Raw genomic sequence first — 18,990 nt, 5'->3', positions numbered from 1 at the left:
CTGCCCTCCGCGTTTCGCGCACTTAGCGCGGAGTGGCAGGCGGGGCGGACGCGACGCGTACCGCCCGCACCGCCAGGACTGCGGCGACGGCGGCGGTGACGGTGGCGACGACCATGGCGACGGTGACGAATTGGCGGACGGTGTCGGCGACGGTGAACATCAGTGCCGCTTCGACGGCGAGTCCCACCCAGGCGACGACGGCGAGGCGGGTGCGTTCCCCGGCGATCGCGGACAGCAGCGCCCCCTGCAGGACGGCGAGGGCGGCGCCGTTCCACGCGAACATCCACAGGACGTCCTGCACCGACGCGTAATCGTCGCCGAAGAGGATCGGGGCGAGGGGCGCGCAGATCGCGGCCCCGCCGACGAGGACCACCCCGAGCGCGGTGAGCACCCCGAGCGCCGAGCGGACCGCGGACGCCGACTGCTGCGGATTCGCCATCCGCGGATACAGCACGACGCCGATGGCCTGTGGCAGCCAGAATGCCGCCTTGGTGGCGACCGCCCCGGCCGCGTACAGGCCGGCGTCGTGGGAGTCGAGGACTGCGCGGGCGATCACCAGGTCCATCGACGACAGCGCGATCAGCGCGAGTTGCACCTGCGACGCCCGCAGTACCGTCGCCACACCGAGTGGCATGCCGGAGTCGTCGGACGGTGTGCCCGAACGGCCCGTCACCGTCCGGGCGGCGACGGCCACGACACCGGTGCCGACGGCGGCCGCGAGAAGCGCGGGACCGGGTCCGCCGCCGACCGCGAGGACGGCGACGGCCGGGACCACTTTGCCGACCCCGGCCGCGGCCAGTACGACGCTCAGTTCCGCGAACCGGCCCGTCCCCTGCAGCAGTCCCTGTTCGGTGGCGAGCAGCACCAGCAGCGGTGCGGCGACGAGGGCGGCGGCGGTCGCGGCGAGGCTCGTGTGCAGCGCCCACGACAGCACCGGGACCAGCGCGCAGGCGAGGACGGTGACGATCGCGGCGCACCGATACCCGAGGGTCCGCAACTCGTGTGCGGAGCGTCCGTGCACGACGTCGCGGGCGACGACAGTCTGCAGGGCCAGTGCCGGCACCGCGAGGACCAGTTGGGCGGCGAGGAGACTCGCGAATTCGCCGTAGCCGGCGGGGCCGAGCCAGCGCAGGGCGGGCAGGGCCAGGAGGTAGGCGGCAATGTTCGCCGTCATCGACCCGAGGGTCACCAGTGTCATCCCGGCGACCGTCGAGCCGGACAGGGATTGACGTGGCACCCGCCCATGATGCACCACGTACAGTGCCGCCCATGACGCCCCGGCACCCGATTCTCGTCCGCGCGGTGCCGTCGCTGTACAGCCTGACGCTGACCGTCGTGATTCTCGGGCCGCTGCTCGGTCCCGGCTATCTGCTGTTGCGGGATGCGGTGAGCACGCCCCGCTCGTACGTCACGGATACGGCGTTGGGGGTGGCGGACGCGGCGGCGCGGGCGGTCCCGCAGGACTGGCTGATCGCGTCGCTGAGCACGGTGGTCGACGGCGGGATCGTGGTGAAGACGATTCTGGTCGGGGCGCTGTGGCTCGCGGGCTGGGGTGCGGCGCGGATGACGGCCGTCATGCTGCCCGGCGCCGGGCTCGGCCCGCAACTGGTGGCGTCGACGGTGACGCTGTGGAATCCGTACGTCGCCGAACGGCTGCTGCAGGGCCATTGGAGTCTGCTCACCGGCTATGCGGCGCTGCCGTGGATCGTGTGCGCGGCCGTCGCGATCCGACGCGGCCGACCGGGCGGCTGGTGGGCGCTGGCCCTGAGCCTCGCCGCGGCAGCCCTCACCCCGACCGGCGCCCTGCTGGCCGCGGTCCTGGCAGCTGCGCTGCTTGTGCGCCTTTTTGGTAGCTGGGACTACCGAAAAGGCGCACGGGCAGCGTGCTGCCTGCTGCTCGCGTCGGCGCCGTGGCTGACGGTGTCGCTGCTCGCGGCGGGTGGTGGGGCCGGGGCGACATCGGATCCGGCGGGGGTGGCGGCGTTCGCGGCGCGCGCCGAGCCGGGACTCGGGACGCTCGGCAGTGTCGCCGGTCTGGGCGGGATCTGGAATGCGGACGCAGTGCCGGGGTCGCGGACGTCGTGGTGGGCGCTGGTGGGGACGGTGCTGTTGCTGGCGGTGGTCGCGTGTGGGTTGCCGGCGTTGTGGCGCAGGCGGCGGCATCCGGTGATTGCGACGCTCGGGGTGCTCGCCGCGCTCGCGGTACTGCTGCCGGCGTTGGGGGCGACGGGGTGGGGGCTGACGGCCGGCGAGTGGGCCGTCGGGCAGGTGCCGGGGGCGGGGCTGCTGCGCGACACTCAGAAGTGGGTGGCGCTCGCGGTGCCGCTGTACGCGCTGGCCGCGGCGGCGGGGGCACGAGCCGTCACGGCGCGCACCGCCCGGCCGGCCGCGTCGCCGGTCGCCGCGATCGCCGTGGTGCTGGTGGCCCTACCCGACCTGGTGTGGGGGGTGGGGGGCGCCCTGAGACCCGTCCACTATCCGACGTCGTGGCAGCGGGTCGCCGAAACCCTTTCCGCGACGGACGGTTCCGGCGACGTCGCCGTTCTCCCGGCGGGCATGTTCCGCATCTTCCCGTACGGCGGGGACGCCCCCGTCCTCGATCCGGCGCCACGGATGCTGCCGGTGGACGTGCTGCAGACCGGACAGCTCGTCGTCGGACAGGCGTCGGCCGTCGCGGGCGAGGGGGCGCGGGCGTCCCGCGTCGAACAGCTGTTGCTGGCGGGGTCGTCGCCGCGGGATCTCGCCGACGAGCACGTCGGGTGGGTGCTCGTCGAACGCACCACGCCGGGACCGATCGGGGAGTCGCAGCGCACCCTCGATCGGCTCGAAAAAGCCTGGGGGGACGACGAACTAGCCCTGTACCGGGTTCCGGACGCCACGCACGCACCGCCGCCGACGCGATGGCCGGCCGTGGTCGCGCACCTGGTGTGGGCGGGGATGCTGGTCGTCAGCGCCGTGGGGCTGGGGTGGACCCGGACACGCTGGTCGCGTCGGGCACGCTGACGAGCCCCGAGACTCGCCGGCCCTCCGCCGACGCCGCGAGCACCGCGTGCACCCCGGCGGCGGTCTGTTCCCACGAGAACTCGTACGCCCGGATGCGGGCCTTGTCGCCGAGGTCGGCGCGCAGGTCCGGGTCGAGCAGCAGGGTGTCGACGGCCGTCGTGAGCGCCGCAACACGCTCACCACCACCGTCGACGAGCAGTCCGGTGACGCCGTCGACGATCGAGTCGGTGAGCCCCTTGGAGCTGCGGTAGCCGACGGTGGGCACCCCGTGCTGGGCGGCCTCGACGACCGCGAGCCCCCACCCTTCCTTGCGGGACGGCATGACGTGCACCCATGCGCGGGACAGTAATTCGTGCTTCCGCCCCTCGGGGACGTGCCCGTGGAAGGTGACGGCGTCGGCGATGCCGAGGGTGTCGGCGTGCTCGCGCAGGTTGTGTTCCCACCAGCCGCCGCCGATGACGTCGAGGTGCAGTCCGGGAATGCTGCGGCGCAACTGCGCGACGGCGGCGAGGGCGTCCTCGATCTGCTTGTGCGGCACCAGCCTCGACAGCACGCACAGGCTCGGATGCGGGGTGCGGGTGCGGCTGCCGCCGGGGGTGACGGTGTCCGGGATCGCGTCGGCGCCGTTGCGTACCACCGCGATCCGGTCACGTTCGACACCGAGGTCGGCGAGTTCGTCGGCGGACGGCAGCGACACCGTCAGGTACTGGCTGTCGCGGTGCACGCGCGGCGACAGCCACGATTCGATCCACCAGCCGACGCGTCCCATGAGCCGGCCGGCGACGGGCCACTGTTCGCGGTGGCAGTGATGCACGAGCACGGTGACGGGGGCGCCGGTCACCGCCGTCGAGAAGAAGGGGATGCCGTTCTGGGTGTCGACGACGGCGTCGGGGCGTAGTCCGGCGAGCGGGCCGAACCCGAGGCGTCCGGCGACGATCGCGGCGAGCGCACGCGGGTACACGGTGAGGCGTCCGCCGCCGCGCACGATGCGGACGCCGTCGACGATCTCCTCGCGGGGCGCACCCGGATAGGCGGCGGTGCGGAGGGTGACTGTGATGCCTCGGCGGGCCAGTCCGGCGCCGACCTCCTCGAGGTACCGCTCGCTGCCGCCGCCCTGGGGATGCCCCGTGTCGCGCCAGCACAGCAGGAGAACCTCTCGCACGTGCGTGCCTCCTCACTGCCTCCGCTCGGACGGTCGCCTGCGAGACACCTTATCGGCTCGCCGAGCCGTAAGGTTTCCTCCCGTGACCCGCGTGACCCGACATTTCGCCCGACGCGCCACCCTGAAACGGTCGTTCGGACTGCTGAGTGACTTCCGGTACGAACAGACCGATCCGGACCTGTTCTACGGCGCCCTGGCCCGTGACTCCGTCGAACTGATCGGCGACCTGCACCGCGGGCTCACCGACCGCGACCTCACCGGCACCACCGTCCTCGACGTCGGCGGCGGCCCCGGCTACTTCGCCGACGCCTTCGCCGCCGCCGGGGCCCGGTACGTCCCCGTCGAACCGGATCCGTCGGAGATGCACGCGGCCGGACTGAGCGTCGGCGATTCGATCCGCGGGTCCGGGCTGGCCCTGCCGATCCGCACCGGATCGGTGGACGTGTGCTTCTCGTCGAACGTCGCCGAGCACGTCGCGCAGCCGTGGGTGATGGCCGAGGAGATGCTGCGGGTCACCCGACCGGGCGGACTGACGGTGCTGTCGTACACGCTGTGGTGGGGGCCGTTCGGCGGCCACGAGACCGGGCCGTGGCACTACCTGGGCGGCGAGTACGCGGCCCGCCGGTACGCCCGCACGCAGGGCAAGGAGCCGAAGAACCGGTTCGGGGTGTCCCTGTTCGACGTCGGCGCGAAGGACGGGCTGCGCTGGGCGCGAACACAGACCGGAGGCGACGTCCTGGCCGCGTTCCCGCGCTACCACCCGCGCTGGGCGTGGTGGATGGTGAAGATCCCGGTGCTGCGGGAGGTGCTGGTCAGCAATCTCGTCCTGGTGCTGCGCAAGCGCTGAGCGGACTAGCCTCGAGCGCATGACCGCACTCGCCCTCGACGTCGGCGGCACCAAGATGGCGGCGGCCCGGGTCCGCCCGGACGGCACCCTCGACGACCCGGTCACCGTCCCGACACCGGCGTCCGGGGTGTGGGACGCGTGCGCGGGCCTGTTACGAAAAGTGGCGGACGGGCAGACGGTGACGGCGGTGGGGATCGCGTCGGCCGGACCGGTCGACACCGTCGCGGGTGTGGTCGCGCCGCTCAACATCAGGCAGTGGTGTGACGGGTTCCCGCTGGTCGACGCCGTCCGCGGACTCTTCCCGGACGCGTCCGTGCGGCTCGTGCTCGACGGGGCCGCCGCCGCGTACGCGGAACATCGGCTCGGTGCGGGCCGGGGCATCCCGGATCTGCTCGGTGTCGTGGTGTCGACGGGTGTCGGGGGCGGGCTGATCCGCGGCGGCCGGATCGACGGCGGCCGCACCGGCAACGCCGGCCACATCGGGCACATGGTGGTGCCGGACGCCGACGACCGCTGCGGCTGCGGCGCCGTCGGCTGCCTCGAGGCCGTCGCGAGCGGTTCGGGGGCGCTGCGCTGGGCGCGGGCGAACGGGTGGAGCGGGGCGACGGGCGCCGACCTGGCCGTCGACGCGGAACTCGGCGAGCCCACCGCGGCGGCGGCGCTCGAGCGGGCCGGGATCGCGCTGGGGCGGGCGTTCGCGTCGGCCGCGGCCCTGCTCGACGTGGACGTCGTCGTGATCGGCGGCGGGTTCGCGCAGTCCGGTCCGGCGCTGTGGGAGCCGATGACGGCGTCCGCCGCCGCACACGCCCGGCTGTCGTTCCTGCACGATCTGCGGCTCGCCCCCGCCGAACTCGGGGTGCTCGGCACCCTCTCGGGCGCCGGACTGGCCGCGATCGACGACGCCTGACCGGCCGGCCTGTTCCCTCGACCTGTAACGTGTTCTAGTGTGACCCAGGGCACTCCACACGAGCGAGGGATGAACTGATGACCGACTACGACAAACTCTTCATCGGCGGACGATGGGTGGCCCCGGCCACCGACCAGCGGTTGGAGGTGTTCTCCCCCGCCACCGAGGAGCGCGTCGGCAGCGTTCCCGTCGCGGCCCCGGCCGACATCGACGCCGCCGTCGCCGCGGCCCGCACCGCCCTCGGGTCGGGTGCGTGGGCCGAGACGTCGCCCGCCCAGCGCGGCGAGATCCTCGCCAACGTCGCCAAGCTCATCGAGGAGCGCAGCGCCGACCTGATCGCCACCCTCTCCGACGAGATGGGTGCCCCGGCGGGCGGCGTCGAGATGATGCAGAAGATGCCGTCGCTCGCGACGCTGAACTACTACGCCGGTCTCGCGACCGAGTTCGCGTTCGAGGAGACCCGCACCGGCCCGTTCGGCCAGACCCGTGTCCTCCGTGAACCGGTCGGTGTCGTCGGCGCCGTCATCGCCTGGAACGTCCCACTGTTCCTGATGATCAACAAGCTGGCCCCGGCTCTGCTCGCCGGCTGCACCGTCGTCCTCAAGCCGGCCCCCGAGACCCCGCTGGCCGCGAACCAGATCGCCGACATCTTCGCCGAGGCCGGCCTGCCCGAGGGCGTCCTGTCGGTCGTGCCCGGCGGCGCCGAGACCGGCGAATACCTGATCTCGCACCCCGACGTCGACAAGGTCACCTTCACCGGCAGCACCGCCGTCGGCCGCCGCATCGCCGCGATCGCCGGCGAGCAGCTCAAGCGCTGCTCTCTCGAGCTGGGCGGCAAGTCGGCCGCGATCCTGCTCGAGGACATGGACGTCGCCGCCACCATGCCGATGCTGGTGATGTCGGGCCTGATGAACACCGGTCAGGCATGTGTCGGCCAGACCCGCATCCTCGCGCCGCGGTCCCGCTACGACGAGATCCTCGAGGCGATGACGCAGTTCGCCGGATTCATGCCCGTCGGCCGCCCCGGCGACGAGGGCGCCCAACTCGGCCCCATCATCACCGAGAAGCAGCGCGACAAGATCCTCGGCTACATCGAGAAGGGCAAGGCCGAAGGCGCCCGCGTCGTCCTCGGCGGCGGCATCCCCGCCGGCCTCGACACGGGCTGGTTCGTCGAGCCGACGATCTTCGCGGACGTCGACAACTCGATGACCATCGCCCGCGAGGAGATCTTCGGCCCCGTCCTGTCGGTGCTCCCCTACGACACCCTCGACGAGGCCATCGCGATCGCCAACGACTCGGACTACGGCCTGGCCGGGTCGGTGTACACCACCGACATCGACAAGGGCATCGAGGTCGCCAAGCAGATCCGCACCGGCACGTACGCCATCAACTGGTATGCGTTCGATCCCGGTTCCCCGTTCGGCGGCTACAAGAACTCCGGCATCGGCCGCGAGAGCGGACCGGAGGGCCTCGAGGCGTACTGCGAACTCAAGTCCGTCCTCATGCCGCCCGGCTACACCGGATAGGACGACGTCCGTGCAGGCGCGGTCCCGGATTTCGGGGCCGCGCCTGACGCGTATCCGGGGTGCCGGCCCCGACCGCCGCGAGTACAACTGGAAGGAGCGTCATCGGTTCGGGTCGTCGTATCGGACGGAGCAGCCGTGGACCCCATCCTGCCCGAGAGGCTCGGTTACCGGATCAAGTGTCGTCTCCTCGGTCCGCCGCTCACCACTGCCCGCCTGCACCACGAACGGCTGTCGAAGACGACGGCGCTGGGGGTGCTGTCCCCGGACTGCATCTCGTCGTCGGCGTACGGTCCGGAACAGGCGCTCATCGAACTGCTGCCGTTCGCCGCAATGGGGGCGTTCGTGCTGTTGCTGCCGATCACCGGTGCCATCCTCGTCATCCTGCTGCTGCTGACCCTGTCGTACCGGCAGGTCGTCATGCTGTACACCCGCGCCGGCGGCTCGTACGTCGTCGCGCGGGAGAACTTCGGTCCCCGGATCGCCCAGATCGCAGCCGTCGCCCTGCTCATCGACTACGTGGTGACCGTCGCCGTGCAGTCCGCGGCCGGCACCGTCGCGGTGGTGTCCGCGATCCCGGCGCTCGGCCCGTACAGCCTCGAGATCACCGTCGGCGCCGTGCTGCTCCTCGCGTACGGGAATCTGCGCGGACTACGAGAAGCCGGTCGGGCCTTCGCATTCCCCATGTACTTCTTCACCGCGTCGATCGCCGTCGTCATCGTCGTCGGCGTCGTGCGCGCCGCGCTCGGCACCCTCGACCGGATCGATCCGACGACCCTGACCGGGACCGTCCCCGTCGGCCACGGTGACGGTGACGGCCTCGTCATGGGGGCGACGGTGCTGGTGATCCTGCGGGCATTCGCGAACGGCGGCACCTCCCTCACCGGTCTGGAGGCGATCAGCAACGGCGTCAGCGCTTTTCGTAAACCTGCCGGCCCCAACGCCCGACGCGCCCTGGTCGTCATGGCATCGATCCTCGCGTTCCTCGTCGCCGGCGTCTCCCTGCTCGCCTACCTCACCCACGCCACCCCGTACCTCTCCGGCTACCCGTCCGTGATCAGTCAGGAAGCCCGCATCGTGTTCGGGTCCGGCACCCTCGGCGACATCCTGTTCGTCGTCGTGCAGACCGCCACCGCACTGATCCTGTTCACCGGAGCCAACACCAGTTTCAACGGTTTTCCGTTCCTCGCCAGCTTCGTCGCCGACGACGCCTTCCTGCCCCGCCAACTGCGCCGACGCGGCCACCGCCTCGTGTTCTCCAACGCCATCATCATGTTGACGGCCGTCGCGATCGTATTGCTCGTCGTCACCGACGCCCGCGTCAACTCCCTCGTCCCGTTCTACGCGATCGGCGTGTTCACCGGGTTCACCATGGCCGGACTCGGTATGGCCCGGCATCATTCGCGGGTGCGCGGTCCCCACTGGCGGTGGGGTGTCGCATCGAACCTCGCCGCCGGCATCACCTCCGCGATCGTCGTCCTCGTGTTCGCCGTCGCCAAATTCACCGACGGCGCCTGGGTCGTCCTGCTCGTCTTCCCCACCCTCGTGTTCGTCCTCATCCGCCTCAACCGTGAATACCGCGACGAAGCCGTCGAACTCCGCAAACTCGATGACACCGAAGACGATTCGCCCGCCGTCTACTCGAACCACGTCGTCCTCGTCCTCGTCGACGCCTACGACCTCGCCACCGTCGAAGCCCTCCGCTACGGACGCAGCCTCCGCCCCAGCCGCCTCCGCGCCGTCCACTTCGCCCTCGACGACGCCCACGCCGCCCACCTCGCCCGTCAATGGGAGAACAGCAGCCTCGACATCCCCCTCGACGTCATGGACTGCCCCGACCGCCGCCTCGGCCACGCACTCCTGAAACTCATCGCCCGCACCGAAGCACCCCGCACCGAAATCAGCATCCTCCTCCCCCGCCGCACCTACAGCCCCCTCCTCGGCCGCCTCCTCCACGACCGCACCGCCGACCACCTCGCCGGACTCGTCAGCGACCTCCCCCACACCGTCGCCACCATCGTCCCCTTCGACGCCCGCCGACACCGCACGCTGCAGGCGTTACCGGCCGGCCCGGGAAAGAGCTGAAGGGACCGTTCAGCTGTAAACGTCGGCGTCGAGCGAGCCGAAGATGTCGTTCACCAGTGCGGGAACGGTCGTATCGAGGACCCTGCTGAGGGCGATCAGGGTGGACAACCGCGGGTTCGCCGGCGTCTTCCCCTCACGCTTGCCCCAGCCACTCTCGAGCAGTTGATAGTGCTGCCGACTGATTCCGGCTTCGTTCGCGACCGCGTCCTGACTGAGCCCCTTCGCCACGCGCAGTTGTTGCAGCCGACGGCCGAGGATCGCCGCGAGCTGTTTCTCGACGACGGAATCAGACACTCGAACGAGGCTTCCGAGCGATCCGCCCGAGGTCGACCATCTATAGATGGCTAAAATCCACCCCGTTGTCGAGTGCCGTCTATAGACGGCGGCAAGGTGGGGTGTTCCAGTGTCCGAGGCGATCGAGAATCCGATCCTGAACTCTCCGTACGAGCCGCCCGCGCAGCACTTCGTCGTGGGTGATTTCGGTCCGACGGGTGAGATCGCCGATGGTCGTCGTCCCAGCGAGTCGTTCATTCCGATCGCACCGACTCGGAAGCGTGGGGTCGGCGTCCAGGAACAGTTCGATCTCGGAACTCGGGAGCGCACCGAACGCAACACGTTGATCAACAGCCTGCGCCGGGATGTCGCGCAGTGGCGCCAACGCGACTACGAACGCGCGACGCCGATCAGCCGCAAACTGCTCCAGCACTGGGCCGACCCCACCCGCGACAACCGTGTCCTGTTCTGCCAGCGTGAAGCCGCAGAGACCGCGATCTTCCTTGCCGAGGTCGCCGGCCGTCACGGGTACAACGATTGGCGGCAACGACTTGCCGAGGCCAATGACGAGCACAACAACGGCCTGCCCCGCGTCGCCCTGAAGATGGCCACGGGATCGGGCAAGACCGTGGTCATGGCGATGCTCATCGCGTGGCAGACGCTGAACAAGGCCTTCGCACCGCGCGATGCACGGTTCACGAACAAGTTCCTCGTCGTCGCACCAGGTATCACGATCCGCGATCGTCTGCGGGTGCTGCAACCCAGCGACCCGGGCAACTACTACTCGGCCCGCGACCTCATCCCCGCCGATCTGCAGGGTGCGCTCACACAGGCCCAGATCATCGTCACGAACTATCACGCTTTCCTGCCTCGGGATGCCAAGGAGATCAAGGGTGTCAGCGCAACCACACGGAAGGTGCTGCTGGCCGGCAAGTCCGAGGACCCTTTCAAGGAAACGCCCGACGCGATAGTCGCGCGAGTCCTCCGCGGCTTCGGTTCCGTCAAGGGAGAGATCCTCGTACTCAACGACGAGGCGCATCACTGCTACCAGGACAAGCCCGTCGGCACCGGCAAGCTGTCGAAGGACGAAACAGACGCGAACGTCGAGGCGCGTGTCTGGTTCAAAGGAATTCAGGCGATCACCCGCAAACTCGGGGTCAAGCAGGTCTACGACCTGTCTGCGACGCCGTTCTACCTGTCCGGATCCGGCTACCAGGAGGGGTTCATCTTCCCCTGGACCGTCAGCGATTTCTCACTGATGGACGCCATCGAGGCCGGCATCGTCAAGGTGCCGCGGACTCCCGTTGACGACGATGCAGCCGGCGAACTGGTCACCTACCTCAACCTGTGGTCGCACGTCGGCAAAGATCTTCCGAAACGCAAGTCCGGCAAGGATACTCATACCGGCTGGATTCCCCCGGAAGTCCTCGAGGGTGCTCTGCGCAGCCTGTACACCAGCTACCAGCGCTCGTACGAGCATTGGCAGCGTGAACTGGCACCGCTCGGCCAGACGCCACCGGTCTTCATCGTGGTGTGCCCCAACACCGTCGTGTCCAAGCTGGTGTACGGCTGGATTGCTGGAACCGACATCGAGATCGACGGCACCACCGTCCACCGCCCCGGACAACTCACGCTGTTCAGCAATGTCGAGAACGGTGCGCCGTTGGCTCGGCCCCGCACGATCCTGGTCGACTCGGCGCAACTCGAGTCCGGCGAGGCACTCAAGGGTGACTTCAAGACCGCAGCGGCCGCGGAGATCGAGGCGTTCAAGGCGCAGTATCGGCTCGACCACCCCGGCGCCGACACGGAGAAAATCACCGACGAGGACATCCTGCGTGAGGTGATGAACACGGTCGGCAAACCTGGACTGCTCGGTGCCGGCGTGCGCTGCGTGGTGAGCGTCGCGATGCTCACCGAGGGCTGGGATGCGAACACCGTCACCCACATTCTCGGTATCCGCGCATTCAACAGTCAGTTGCTGTGCGAGCAGGTGGTCGGTCGCGGTCTGCGCCGCCGCTCGTACGACGTGAACGACGAGGGTCTGTTCGAACCCGAGTACGCGAACGTCTACGGAATCCCGTTCGCCTTCATCCCCTCCGATCGCGTGGTGAAGGAACCGACGCCGAAACCTCCCGCACTCGAGGTGCGTTCACTCGAGGGACGAGAGCATCTGCGGATCGAGTTCCCGCGACTCGACGGCTACCGCATGGAGGTTCCCGACCCCGAACTGCTGTTCGACACGACCGACCTCCCGACGTTCGTGATCGGCGTCAACGAGGTTCCGACCCGGACCGACGTCGAGGGTGTCGTCGGCTCGGCAGAACGGGTCGAGGACACCGATCCGCATGCGATCCGACGGCAGGAGATCGCCTTCGCTCTCGCGAAACACTTGCTGGAGAGGCACTTCCAGGAGGGTGACAATCGTGCGCCGTGGCGATTCCCGCAGCTCGTCCGGATCGCACAGCGGTGGCTGACGGACTGCGTCGCGGTCCGAGACGGCTGCAGTGTCGGCAGCCTGGTCACCTCGACGCAGTTGCGGGCCCGCGCCTGCGAGGACATCGTCAACGCGATCTCCGTGCAGGAGAGCAGCCGACGCGGACGTCTACGCGCGGTGCTGCGCCGGTTCGACCCGGTCGGCTCCACCGCCGACATCCGGTTCCTCACCCGCAAGCACGCAGAACCGACGGAGAAGTCGGAGGTCAGCCACGTCGTGCTCGACGGCATCGACGGAAATACGTGGGAGCAGATTCTCGCGCTGCAGTGCGAGTTGCATCCGAGGGTCGCGGCGTACGCAAAGAACGACCGTTTGGGATTCGAGATCCCGTACGTACACAACGGACGCAGCCATTCCTATGTCCCGGACTTCCTGCTGCGATTGCAGCGTGTCGAGGGCGAGGACTTCGACCGGCATCTGATCGTCGAGGTCTCCGGCGGACAGAAGAGTCCCGGCCCGACGCGGGAGAAGGCGCGCACCGCGCGGGATCAGTGGTGCCCGGCGGTGAACAACCACGGCGGGTTCGGCAGGTGGGGGTATGTCGAGATCACCGACATGACCGCGGCCCGCGCCGACCTGAACGACGCGATCGCGCGTCTCTACGACGACCAGCCGATCATCGGCAACCCGGATCTATTGGATTTCAACGAGGTGCAGCGTGGCGCGTAACAGCAAGTCGACCGGACCGACCCCGGTGGATGCGATCCAGCATCAGGACAAGCGGACCAACATTCCGACCGCCGACGCACACGACTTCGTCGACCACAGCTCACAGAAGCTCGAACCCGTTCGCTATCAGCGTGATCCAAGTCTCGACCCACAGTTGGTATGGCGCGGCAAGGACCAGCAGGATGCTGACGATCTGGTCGTGGATGCGCCGCCGATCTACATTCAGGAGAAGATCGACCCACGGGTGCTCGTGGAGAACTTGCGCCGCACCGCCGAACGCCCCGAGGACGAACCGGAACTGTCGCTGTTCGACGAATTCGACGGTCTCGACGAGCTGTCGCAGATCGAGTTCTACGAGCATCAGGCCAACTGGTCCAACCGGATGATCCTCGGCGACTCACTGCAGGCAATGACCTCGCTCGCGGAGCGCGAGAGGCTGCGCGGCCAGGTGCAGATGGTCTACCTCGACCCGCCGTACGGCATCAAATTCGGCTCCAACTGGCAGGCCTCGGCACGCAAGCGGGACGTCAAGGACGGCAAACTCGAAGATGCGGCCCGAGAAGCCGAGCAGATCAAGGCCTTTCGCGACACCTGGGAACTCGGCATCCACTCCTACCTGCCCTATCTGCGGGACCGACTGATCGTCGCACGAGACCTGCTCACCGAGAGCGGATCCTGCTTCGTGCAGATCGGCGACGAGAACGTGCACCTCGTGCGAAGTTTGATGGACGAGGTCTTCGGGAGTGAGAACTTCGTCAGCCAGATCGTCTTCACGAAAACGGGTGGGTTCAGTTCGGCAGCCTTGGATGGCGTCTACGACTTGATCCTCTGGTATGCGCGTGACACGAAGAAGCTGAAGTACCACCAACTACATGATCCGAAGATCTATGGCGGCCAGGGCACAAGTGGCTATACAGCCGTCGAACTCGCCGACGGAACTATTCGATCGATGACTGCTGCGGAGAAGAAGGCCGGCCGGGTCGATGGCGGACGCATTCTCGACGGAACTCCATTGATCAGCACAGGCGTCACGAAAGAGGGTTCGTTCGAGGTCGAGTTCGAAGGTCGCACACACCGTCCTCCGAGCAATTCCCATTGGAAGACAACCCCTCACGGTGTTGAAAACCTGCGGCATGCCGGACGTCTTGTCCGGCTTGGCAATACACTTGAATACAAGCGGTACCTGGACGACTTCCCATACATCTCTTTCACCAACGTCTGGCTGGGCCTCGGCGAGCGCGGCTTCTCAGGCAAACCCATCTACGTGGTACAGACGGACTCCACGGCCATCGAGCGCTGCATGCTCATGTGTACCGATCCCGGCGATCTTGTCGTCGATCCTACTTGCGGTTCGGGCACAACGGCTTTCGTCGCCGAGCAGTGGGGCCGACGTTGGATCACGATGGACACGTCCCGGGTCGCGCTGGCGTTGGCGCGTCAGCGTCTGATGGGGGCGAAGTTCCCGTACTACCTCATGGCCGATTCCACGGAGGGGCGTGCGAAGGAAGCCGCGCTGAGCGGCAAGCCTGCGGCCCCGAATCAGTCTGCCGGCCACGACATTCGATACGGCTTCGTGTACGAGCGCGTCCAGCACGTCACGCTCAAGTCGATCTCGAACAACCCTGACATCGTCGAGGGTATGTCCCGCGAAGAGATCGACGCCGCAATCAAACGTCACGCCGACTTCGAGTACCTCTACGACCGCCCCTACGAGGACAAGAAGAAGGTCCGTGTCACCGGACCGTTCACCGTCGAGAGCCTGTCACCACACCGGTCGATCTCCTTCCCCGGCGATGTAGCCGAAGAGGACCGCGACACCATCAGCACAGCCAAGGCCGCTACCGATCCCGAGAACCCCGACTTCGAGCGGTCGATCCTCGACAACCTCGCCAAGGCCGGCATCCAGAACGGAAAGCGGAACGAGCGCATCACGTTTGCGTTCGTCGAAAGCTACGCCGGAGAGTACGTGCAGGCCGTCGGCGAACGCCCCGGCGGCGACAGCACCGCGTCGGGACGTGTCGCACTCGCGATCGGCCCGCAGTACGGAACCGTCGACCCGCAGTTCGTGAAGAACGCTGCCCGCGAAGCGATCCGGGACAGCAGTGTCGATCTGCTGTGCATCCTCGGCTTCTCGTTCGATCCGCAGGCCACCGGAGTCACCGAGGACGACGGCATCACAGTCGCCGCCAGCGACGAGAGCTTCGCGAACGTCGCGGGCGAACGCAAACTCGGCCGCATCCCGGTCCTGATGGTGCGAATGAACTCCGATCTGCTCATGGGTGAGGACCTGAAGAAGACCGGCGCCGGCAACCTGTTCACCGTCTTCGGTGAACCCGACATCGAACTGCACACCACGGATACCGGCGACATCGTCGTCGACCTGCTCGGCGTCGACGTCTACGACCCCACCACCGGCGAGGTGCGCAGCAACGACACCGGACGCATCGCGCTGTGGATGATCGACACCAACTACAACGAGGAGTCGTTCTTCGTCCGGCACTGCTACTTCACCGGCGGCAACGACCCGTACAAGCGGCTGAAAACCGCACTGCGGGCCGACATCGACGCGGACTCGTGGTCGAGCCTGTACTCGACCACATCGCGGCCGTTCGTCAAGCCCGACACCGGCAAGATCGCGGTCAAAGTCATCAACGACTACGGCGACGAGGTCATGAAGGTGTTCGAAGTGTGATCCGATGATGGGCCGGTCCGGGCAACGGACCGGCCCGTCTCACCTCCAGAGTTCCGTGGAGAGCAGCGGAGTCCGCTCGATCGGCGGCAGGCCGTCGTCGCACTCCCTGAGTCTTCGGTACACGTCCCGCATCACGCCCTTGTCGGGCAGGTACTCACCGCCCGCGGCGCGTTGAAGGATCGTGCCGGTGTTCACCAGGGTGATGGACCCGCACTGTGTTCCCTGTTGCCGTAGCCGTTCCAGTCGCCGCATCTCGACCGTCGCGGTGCGGGCACCGTCCTGATCGTCGATGATCACCGTCACCTGTCGGCCGGCCTCTGCCGCCACGACGGCATGGGCGATCACCATCAGCTCGCCGAGGTCCTTAGCGCTCCCCCTACGCTGCACCAGCGGCAGCCCACTGATACGCGCCACTGCAGCGTCGAGATCGGGTACGACGTCGTCGGACATGACCTGAATCCACTTCGGCGTCAATTTGTTCCACACCGACTCGACCCGAGCGAATCGCGTGCCAGTCCCCGATCTGGCGTACCGGAGGACCTCCTGCTCGACTGTTTCGGGGGTACTGATCTGCCCGAGCACGCTGAACAGGAGCCGTTCCTTGTTGATGGCGAGAAAGTTGAGCGCTGGGCCGGCATCGATGATCGGCCGCGTGCTCAACAGCCCGGATCCTCGAGCATGTCGAGTTCGCTGAGGTCCACGTCGACTGCCGGCAGCGCGGACGCATCCCCCCAGTCAGCCGTCAGCGGGCGTGGCTCGACACCCACGCTACGCAACTCGTCCTCCACCTCACGAGCGTCGACCCTCCGTAGTGCTGCGATGGTCTGCGGCGACACGACGTTCTCGATGTATCCCTCGATCGCACGAGCCAGGAGACGCTGCGGGGCGCGGGCCTGCATGGAGTCGTGCTGCAGCGCACGGTACTGGTCCGACCAGCCGTATCTCCCCGCCAACCCCGGTGTCGTGAGCTTGCGCCACGCGTCCTTGGTCGCCGGATCGATGTACCCGCCCTGCTCGAGTGCGATCGCGGCCACCGCCGGAGAGACCTCGAAACGTTGGACGACCAATGACAGGGTGTCTACGTCCAGCCCGGTGGACGCTCTCAGGACCTCTGCCAATCCTTCGACCGGGATGAGGAGATGCCTGGCGAAGGCGTCCGCCCTGATCTCCTCGTACGGCCTCGGCCCCGCGCTCCCGACCGGCTGCGTGGTCCAATCCTCGAACAGGATGTGCCCCAACTCGTGGGCTAGCGTACTGCGCTGGCGCATAGGCCGGTCGGTACGAGCAACCGCAACGAAGACGGCACCGCGCGCCGGGTCTCGCATCGTCAGACCGTGCTCGTCCGGCCCGGCATCGAGCACCGCGACGTCGATACCCGTTGTCTGCTCGATGATGGTGATCAGATCGCCGAGTGGCTGCGTCCCCAGATGGTGATCCCTACGGAACTGCCGAGCGGCAACTGCGCCTTCTGTCTCTGCACTCATCGCGCTACTGCGATTCCCTGATCGTCGAGATACGCATCGAGTTCGAGGTAGTGGAGCAGCGCTCGCCGCATCTGTTCCATACTCGCGCCGTTCGTGGCCCGGGCCGCCATCTGAACACGTTCGGCGACCTTAGACCGACCGGTGATCTCCCCCACCGTGCATCCCGTAGCGATCGCGATTGCAAGCAATTCGTTCGTCTTCGGCTCGCGTGCACCCGCGATGATCCGACACAGCGTGGGCTGCGAGATCCCTGTTTCGTCGGCAAGCGCGCGCTGACTCAGCCTCGCCCGCCCCTGCGCCTCGACGATTCGTTCACCGATCCCCGACATCACCACACCCCTTGAATCAGTTCAATCAAACCTGATTCAAGGGTACTTCTCCGCGGAACGTTCCGCCACCCACACACAGCTGAAGGGGTCCTTCGTTCGCCGTGAACGAAGGACCCCTTCAGCTGATACGAGAAAGGTGCAGACTAGCTGCCGGCGCCCGCGCCACCGGCGAGCGAGCCGAGCAGCGGGAGCAGAGCCGCGAGGTCGGCCCCGGACTCGAGGACGGTGCTGCCGAAGGCGAGGCCCGGCTCGATGCTGCCGATACCGGACGGCACGATGACCGGCTTGAGGGAGACACCGACGTTGCCCGGTTCGAGGGACTTGATGCCGCCGCAGGTGCCGAGGTAGATGTAGACGCCGTTGTCGACCTTGACGGTCTTGGTGTCGGAGTTCGGACCGTGACTCGTGATGCCGTTGCTCGCCGCGGGGCCGAGACGCAGGCCCGGCGACAGCATGATGTCGATGAGCTTGCCGAAGTCCTTGTTGTTGTAGGCGACGAACGCCTCGAGGCCCTGCGCACCGTCGAGCAGCGCCGACGTGCAGCTGGAACCGTCGCCGATCGAGTCCCACACGTTCGGGTTCGTCAGCGTCAGCTCGACGTTCTTGCCGTCGAAGTCGCCCTGCTCGACCTTGAGCTCCGGCCCCTTGTAGCTGTCGGCTGCTGCCGCGGTGCCCGTTCCGGCAACCGCGAGACCCGCGACCATCGCTGCCGACGCGACCACACTCGCCGCAACCTTCTTCGTCTTGCGAAGCTTCATATTGTTCCCTCCGTACACGATGTGGCTCCCCGAAACGATCCCCACGGACAAGCGTGAGGATCGGCATTATCGTGCCACGCCATCGCCGGAAACGGGCTGAAGGGTCCCTTCGTGCGCCAGGAGCGAACGAAGGGACCCTTCAGCTGAAACATCCAGGAGGTCCCGGAATTCGGGCAAACCTCAGATATACATGGCCGGGTCGATGTAGGACGTCGGGTCGACGAGTTGTTCGTGTTTCTTGCGGGGTCGCATGGAGGCGGGGATGCCGGTGGCGATGTGGTCGGGGGCGATGTCGCGGGTGACGACGGCGTTGGCTCCGATGGCGCTGTCGTCACCGATGACGATGGGGCCGAGGACTTTGGCGCCGGCGCCGATGGTGACGCGGTTGCCGATGGTGGGGTGTCGTTTGGTTTTGGCGAGGGAGCGGCCGCCGAGGGTGACGCCGTGGTAGATCATGACGTCGTCGCCGATTTCGGTGGTTTCGCCGATGACGACGCCCATGCCGTGGTCGATGAAGAAGCGTCGGCCGATGGTGGCGCCGGGGTGGATTTCGATGCCGGTGAGGAATCGGGTGAACTGCGACAGGACGCGTGCCGGGCCGCGCAGTGTGGGTACGGCCCACATGCGGTGCGCGACCCGGTGCGACCAGATGGCGTGCAGTCCGGAGTAGACGACGGCGTTCTCGGCGTCGCTGCGCGCGGCCGGGTCGTGGCCTCGTGCCGCCTGGAGGTCTTCCCGGATCGTGCGCAGGACGGTCATGGTTT

14 protein-coding genes and 1 pseudogene are annotated in these 18,990 nt (G+C 67.8%); 7 read left to right on the top strand and 8 right to left on the bottom strand.

Going from position 1 to position 18,990, the window contains the following annotated elements:
• Positions 1-22 precede the first annotated feature (22 nt).
• On the bottom strand, positions 23-1,237 hold the full coding sequence (locus E0497_RS06105) for a lipopolysaccharide biosynthesis protein (protein ID WP_137723904.1): 1,215 nt from the start codon (positions 1,235-1,237) through the stop codon (positions 23-25).
• 32 nt (positions 1,238-1,269) lie between these two features.
• Between E0497_RS06105 and E0497_RS06100 the strand changes: the two genes are divergently transcribed.
• Positions 1,270-3,003, top strand: a complete 1,734-nt coding sequence (locus E0497_RS06100) for an MmpA family trehalose lipid delivery protein (protein WP_137723903.1) — start codon at positions 1,270-1,272, stop codon at positions 3,001-3,003.
• On the opposite strand, the gene E0497_RS06095 is transcribed toward E0497_RS06100, so the two are convergent.
• Complete coding sequence (locus tag E0497_RS06095) at positions 2,948-4,165, bottom strand: glycosyltransferase family 4 protein (protein WP_137723902.1); 1,218 nt, start codon at positions 4,163-4,165, stop codon at positions 2,948-2,950. The two genes, E0497_RS06100 and E0497_RS06095, sit on opposite strands and share 56 nt — an antisense overlap.
• A 91-nt stretch (positions 4,166-4,256) precedes the next feature.
• On the opposite strand from E0497_RS06095, the gene E0497_RS06090 reads away from it, so the two are divergent.
• The 4 genes and pseudogenes from E0497_RS06090 to E0497_RS06075 form a co-directional block, all read left to right on the top strand.
• A complete protein-coding gene (locus E0497_RS06090; protein WP_137723901.1) occupies positions 4,257-5,012 on the top strand; it encodes a class I SAM-dependent methyltransferase in 756 nt (251 codons plus the stop codon).
• A 19-nt stretch (positions 5,013-5,031) separates the two neighbouring features.
• Positions 5,032-5,919: an ROK family protein gene (locus E0497_RS06085; protein WP_137723900.1), complete on the top strand. Its 888-nt coding sequence runs from the start codon at positions 5,032-5,034 to the stop codon at positions 5,917-5,919.
• Between the two features lie 77 nt (positions 5,920-5,996).
• Entirely contained in the window at positions 5,997-7,445 is a 1,449-nt protein-coding gene (locus E0497_RS06080) for an aldehyde dehydrogenase (RefSeq protein WP_137723899.1), read from the top strand.
• A 135-nt stretch (positions 7,446-7,580) separates the two neighbouring features.
• Positions 7,581-9,506, top strand: a pseudogene (locus E0497_RS06075) (APC family permease); the annotation flags it as partial.
• A 30-nt stretch (positions 9,507-9,536) separates the two neighbouring features.
• On the opposite strand, the gene E0497_RS06070 reads toward E0497_RS06075, so the two are convergent.
• Positions 9,537-9,821: a helix-turn-helix domain-containing protein gene (locus E0497_RS06070; RefSeq protein ID WP_137723897.1), complete on the bottom strand. Its 285-nt coding sequence runs from the start codon at positions 9,819-9,821 to the stop codon at positions 9,537-9,539.
• Between the two features lie 109 nt (positions 9,822-9,930).
• On the opposite strand from E0497_RS06070, the gene E0497_RS06065 reads away from it, so the two are divergent.
• Together E0497_RS06065 and E0497_RS06060 are read left to right on the top strand one after the other, a co-directional pair.
• Positions 9,931-12,963: a BPTD_3080 family restriction endonuclease gene (locus E0497_RS06065; RefSeq protein WP_137723896.1), complete on the top strand. Its 3,033-nt coding sequence runs from the start codon at positions 9,931-9,933 to the stop codon at positions 12,961-12,963.
• Positions 12,953-15,655, top strand: a complete 2,703-nt coding sequence (locus E0497_RS06060) for a site-specific DNA-methyltransferase (protein ID WP_137723895.1) — start codon at positions 12,953-12,955, stop codon at positions 15,653-15,655. Before E0497_RS06065 ends, E0497_RS06060 begins: the two co-directional genes overlap by 11 nt.
• 39 nt (positions 15,656-15,694) lie before the next feature.
• Here the strand turns inward: E0497_RS06060 and E0497_RS06055 are convergent, their stop codons facing one another.
• The 5 genes from E0497_RS06055 to epsC all read right to left on the bottom strand — a co-directional run bounded on the left by E0497_RS06055 (position 15,695) and on the right by epsC (position 18,985).
• A complete protein-coding gene (locus E0497_RS06055) occupies positions 15,695-16,315 on the bottom strand; it encodes a PIN domain-containing protein (RefSeq protein WP_137723894.1) in 621 nt (206 codons plus the stop codon).
• Positions 16,312-17,139 carry an ImmA/IrrE family metallo-endopeptidase gene (locus tag E0497_RS06050; RefSeq protein WP_137723893.1) on the bottom strand — a complete coding sequence of 276 codons (828 nt, stop codon included), beginning with the start codon at positions 17,137-17,139 and terminating at the stop codon, positions 16,312-16,314. Before E0497_RS06050 ends, E0497_RS06055 begins: the two co-directional genes overlap by 4 nt.
• Complete coding sequence (locus E0497_RS06045; RefSeq protein WP_137723892.1) at positions 17,136-17,468, bottom strand: helix-turn-helix domain-containing protein; 333 nt, start codon at positions 17,466-17,468, stop codon at positions 17,136-17,138. Before E0497_RS06045 ends, E0497_RS06050 begins: the two co-directional genes overlap by 4 nt.
• Before the next feature lie 143 nt (positions 17,469-17,611).
• Positions 17,612-18,226: a hypothetical protein gene (locus E0497_RS06040; RefSeq protein ID WP_137723891.1), complete on the bottom strand. Its 615-nt coding sequence runs from the start codon at positions 18,224-18,226 to the stop codon at positions 17,612-17,614.
• A 180-nt stretch (positions 18,227-18,406) separates the two neighbouring features.
• Positions 18,407-18,985 (bottom strand): serine O-acetyltransferase EpsC, encoded by a 579-nt coding sequence (epsC, locus tag E0497_RS06035; RefSeq protein ID WP_137723890.1) that lies wholly within the window; start codon positions 18,983-18,985, stop codon positions 18,407-18,409.
• Positions 18,986-18,990: the final 5 nt, after the last annotated feature.

Origin of the sequence: Prescottella subtropica (assembly GCF_005434945.1) — a bacterium.
Taxonomy (GTDB): domain Bacteria; phylum Actinomycetota; class Actinomycetes; order Mycobacteriales; family Mycobacteriaceae; genus Prescottella; species Prescottella subtropica.
The sequence above is the reverse complement of the archived record's forward strand: the minus strand, read 5'-3'. Positions and strand labels throughout refer to the sequence as shown.

Coding starts and splice junctions, on each gene's coding strand:
- E0497_RS06050 (WP_137723893.1), bottom strand. CDS start 17,139: ATGAGTGCAGAGACAGAAGGCGCAGTTGCCGCTCGGCAGTTCCGTAGG.
- E0497_RS06100 (WP_137723903.1), top strand. CDS start 1,270: ATGACGCCCCGGCACCCGATTCTCGTCCGCGCGGTGCCGTCGCTGTAC.
- E0497_RS06045 (WP_137723892.1), bottom strand. CDS start 17,468: ATGTCGGGGATCGGTGAACGAATCGTCGAGGCGCAGGGGCGGGCGAGG.
- E0497_RS06085 (WP_137723900.1), top strand. CDS start 5,032: ATGACCGCACTCGCCCTCGACGTCGGCGGCACCAAGATGGCGGCGGCC.
- E0497_RS06040 (WP_137723891.1), bottom strand. CDS start 18,226: ATGAAGCTTCGCAAGACGAAGAAGGTTGCGGCGAGTGTGGTCGCGTCG.
- E0497_RS06080 (WP_137723899.1), top strand. CDS start 5,997: ATGACCGACTACGACAAACTCTTCATCGGCGGACGATGGGTGGCCCCG.
- epsC (WP_137723890.1), bottom strand. CDS start 18,985: ATGACCGTCCTGCGCACGATCCGGGAAGACCTCCAGGCGGCACGAGGC.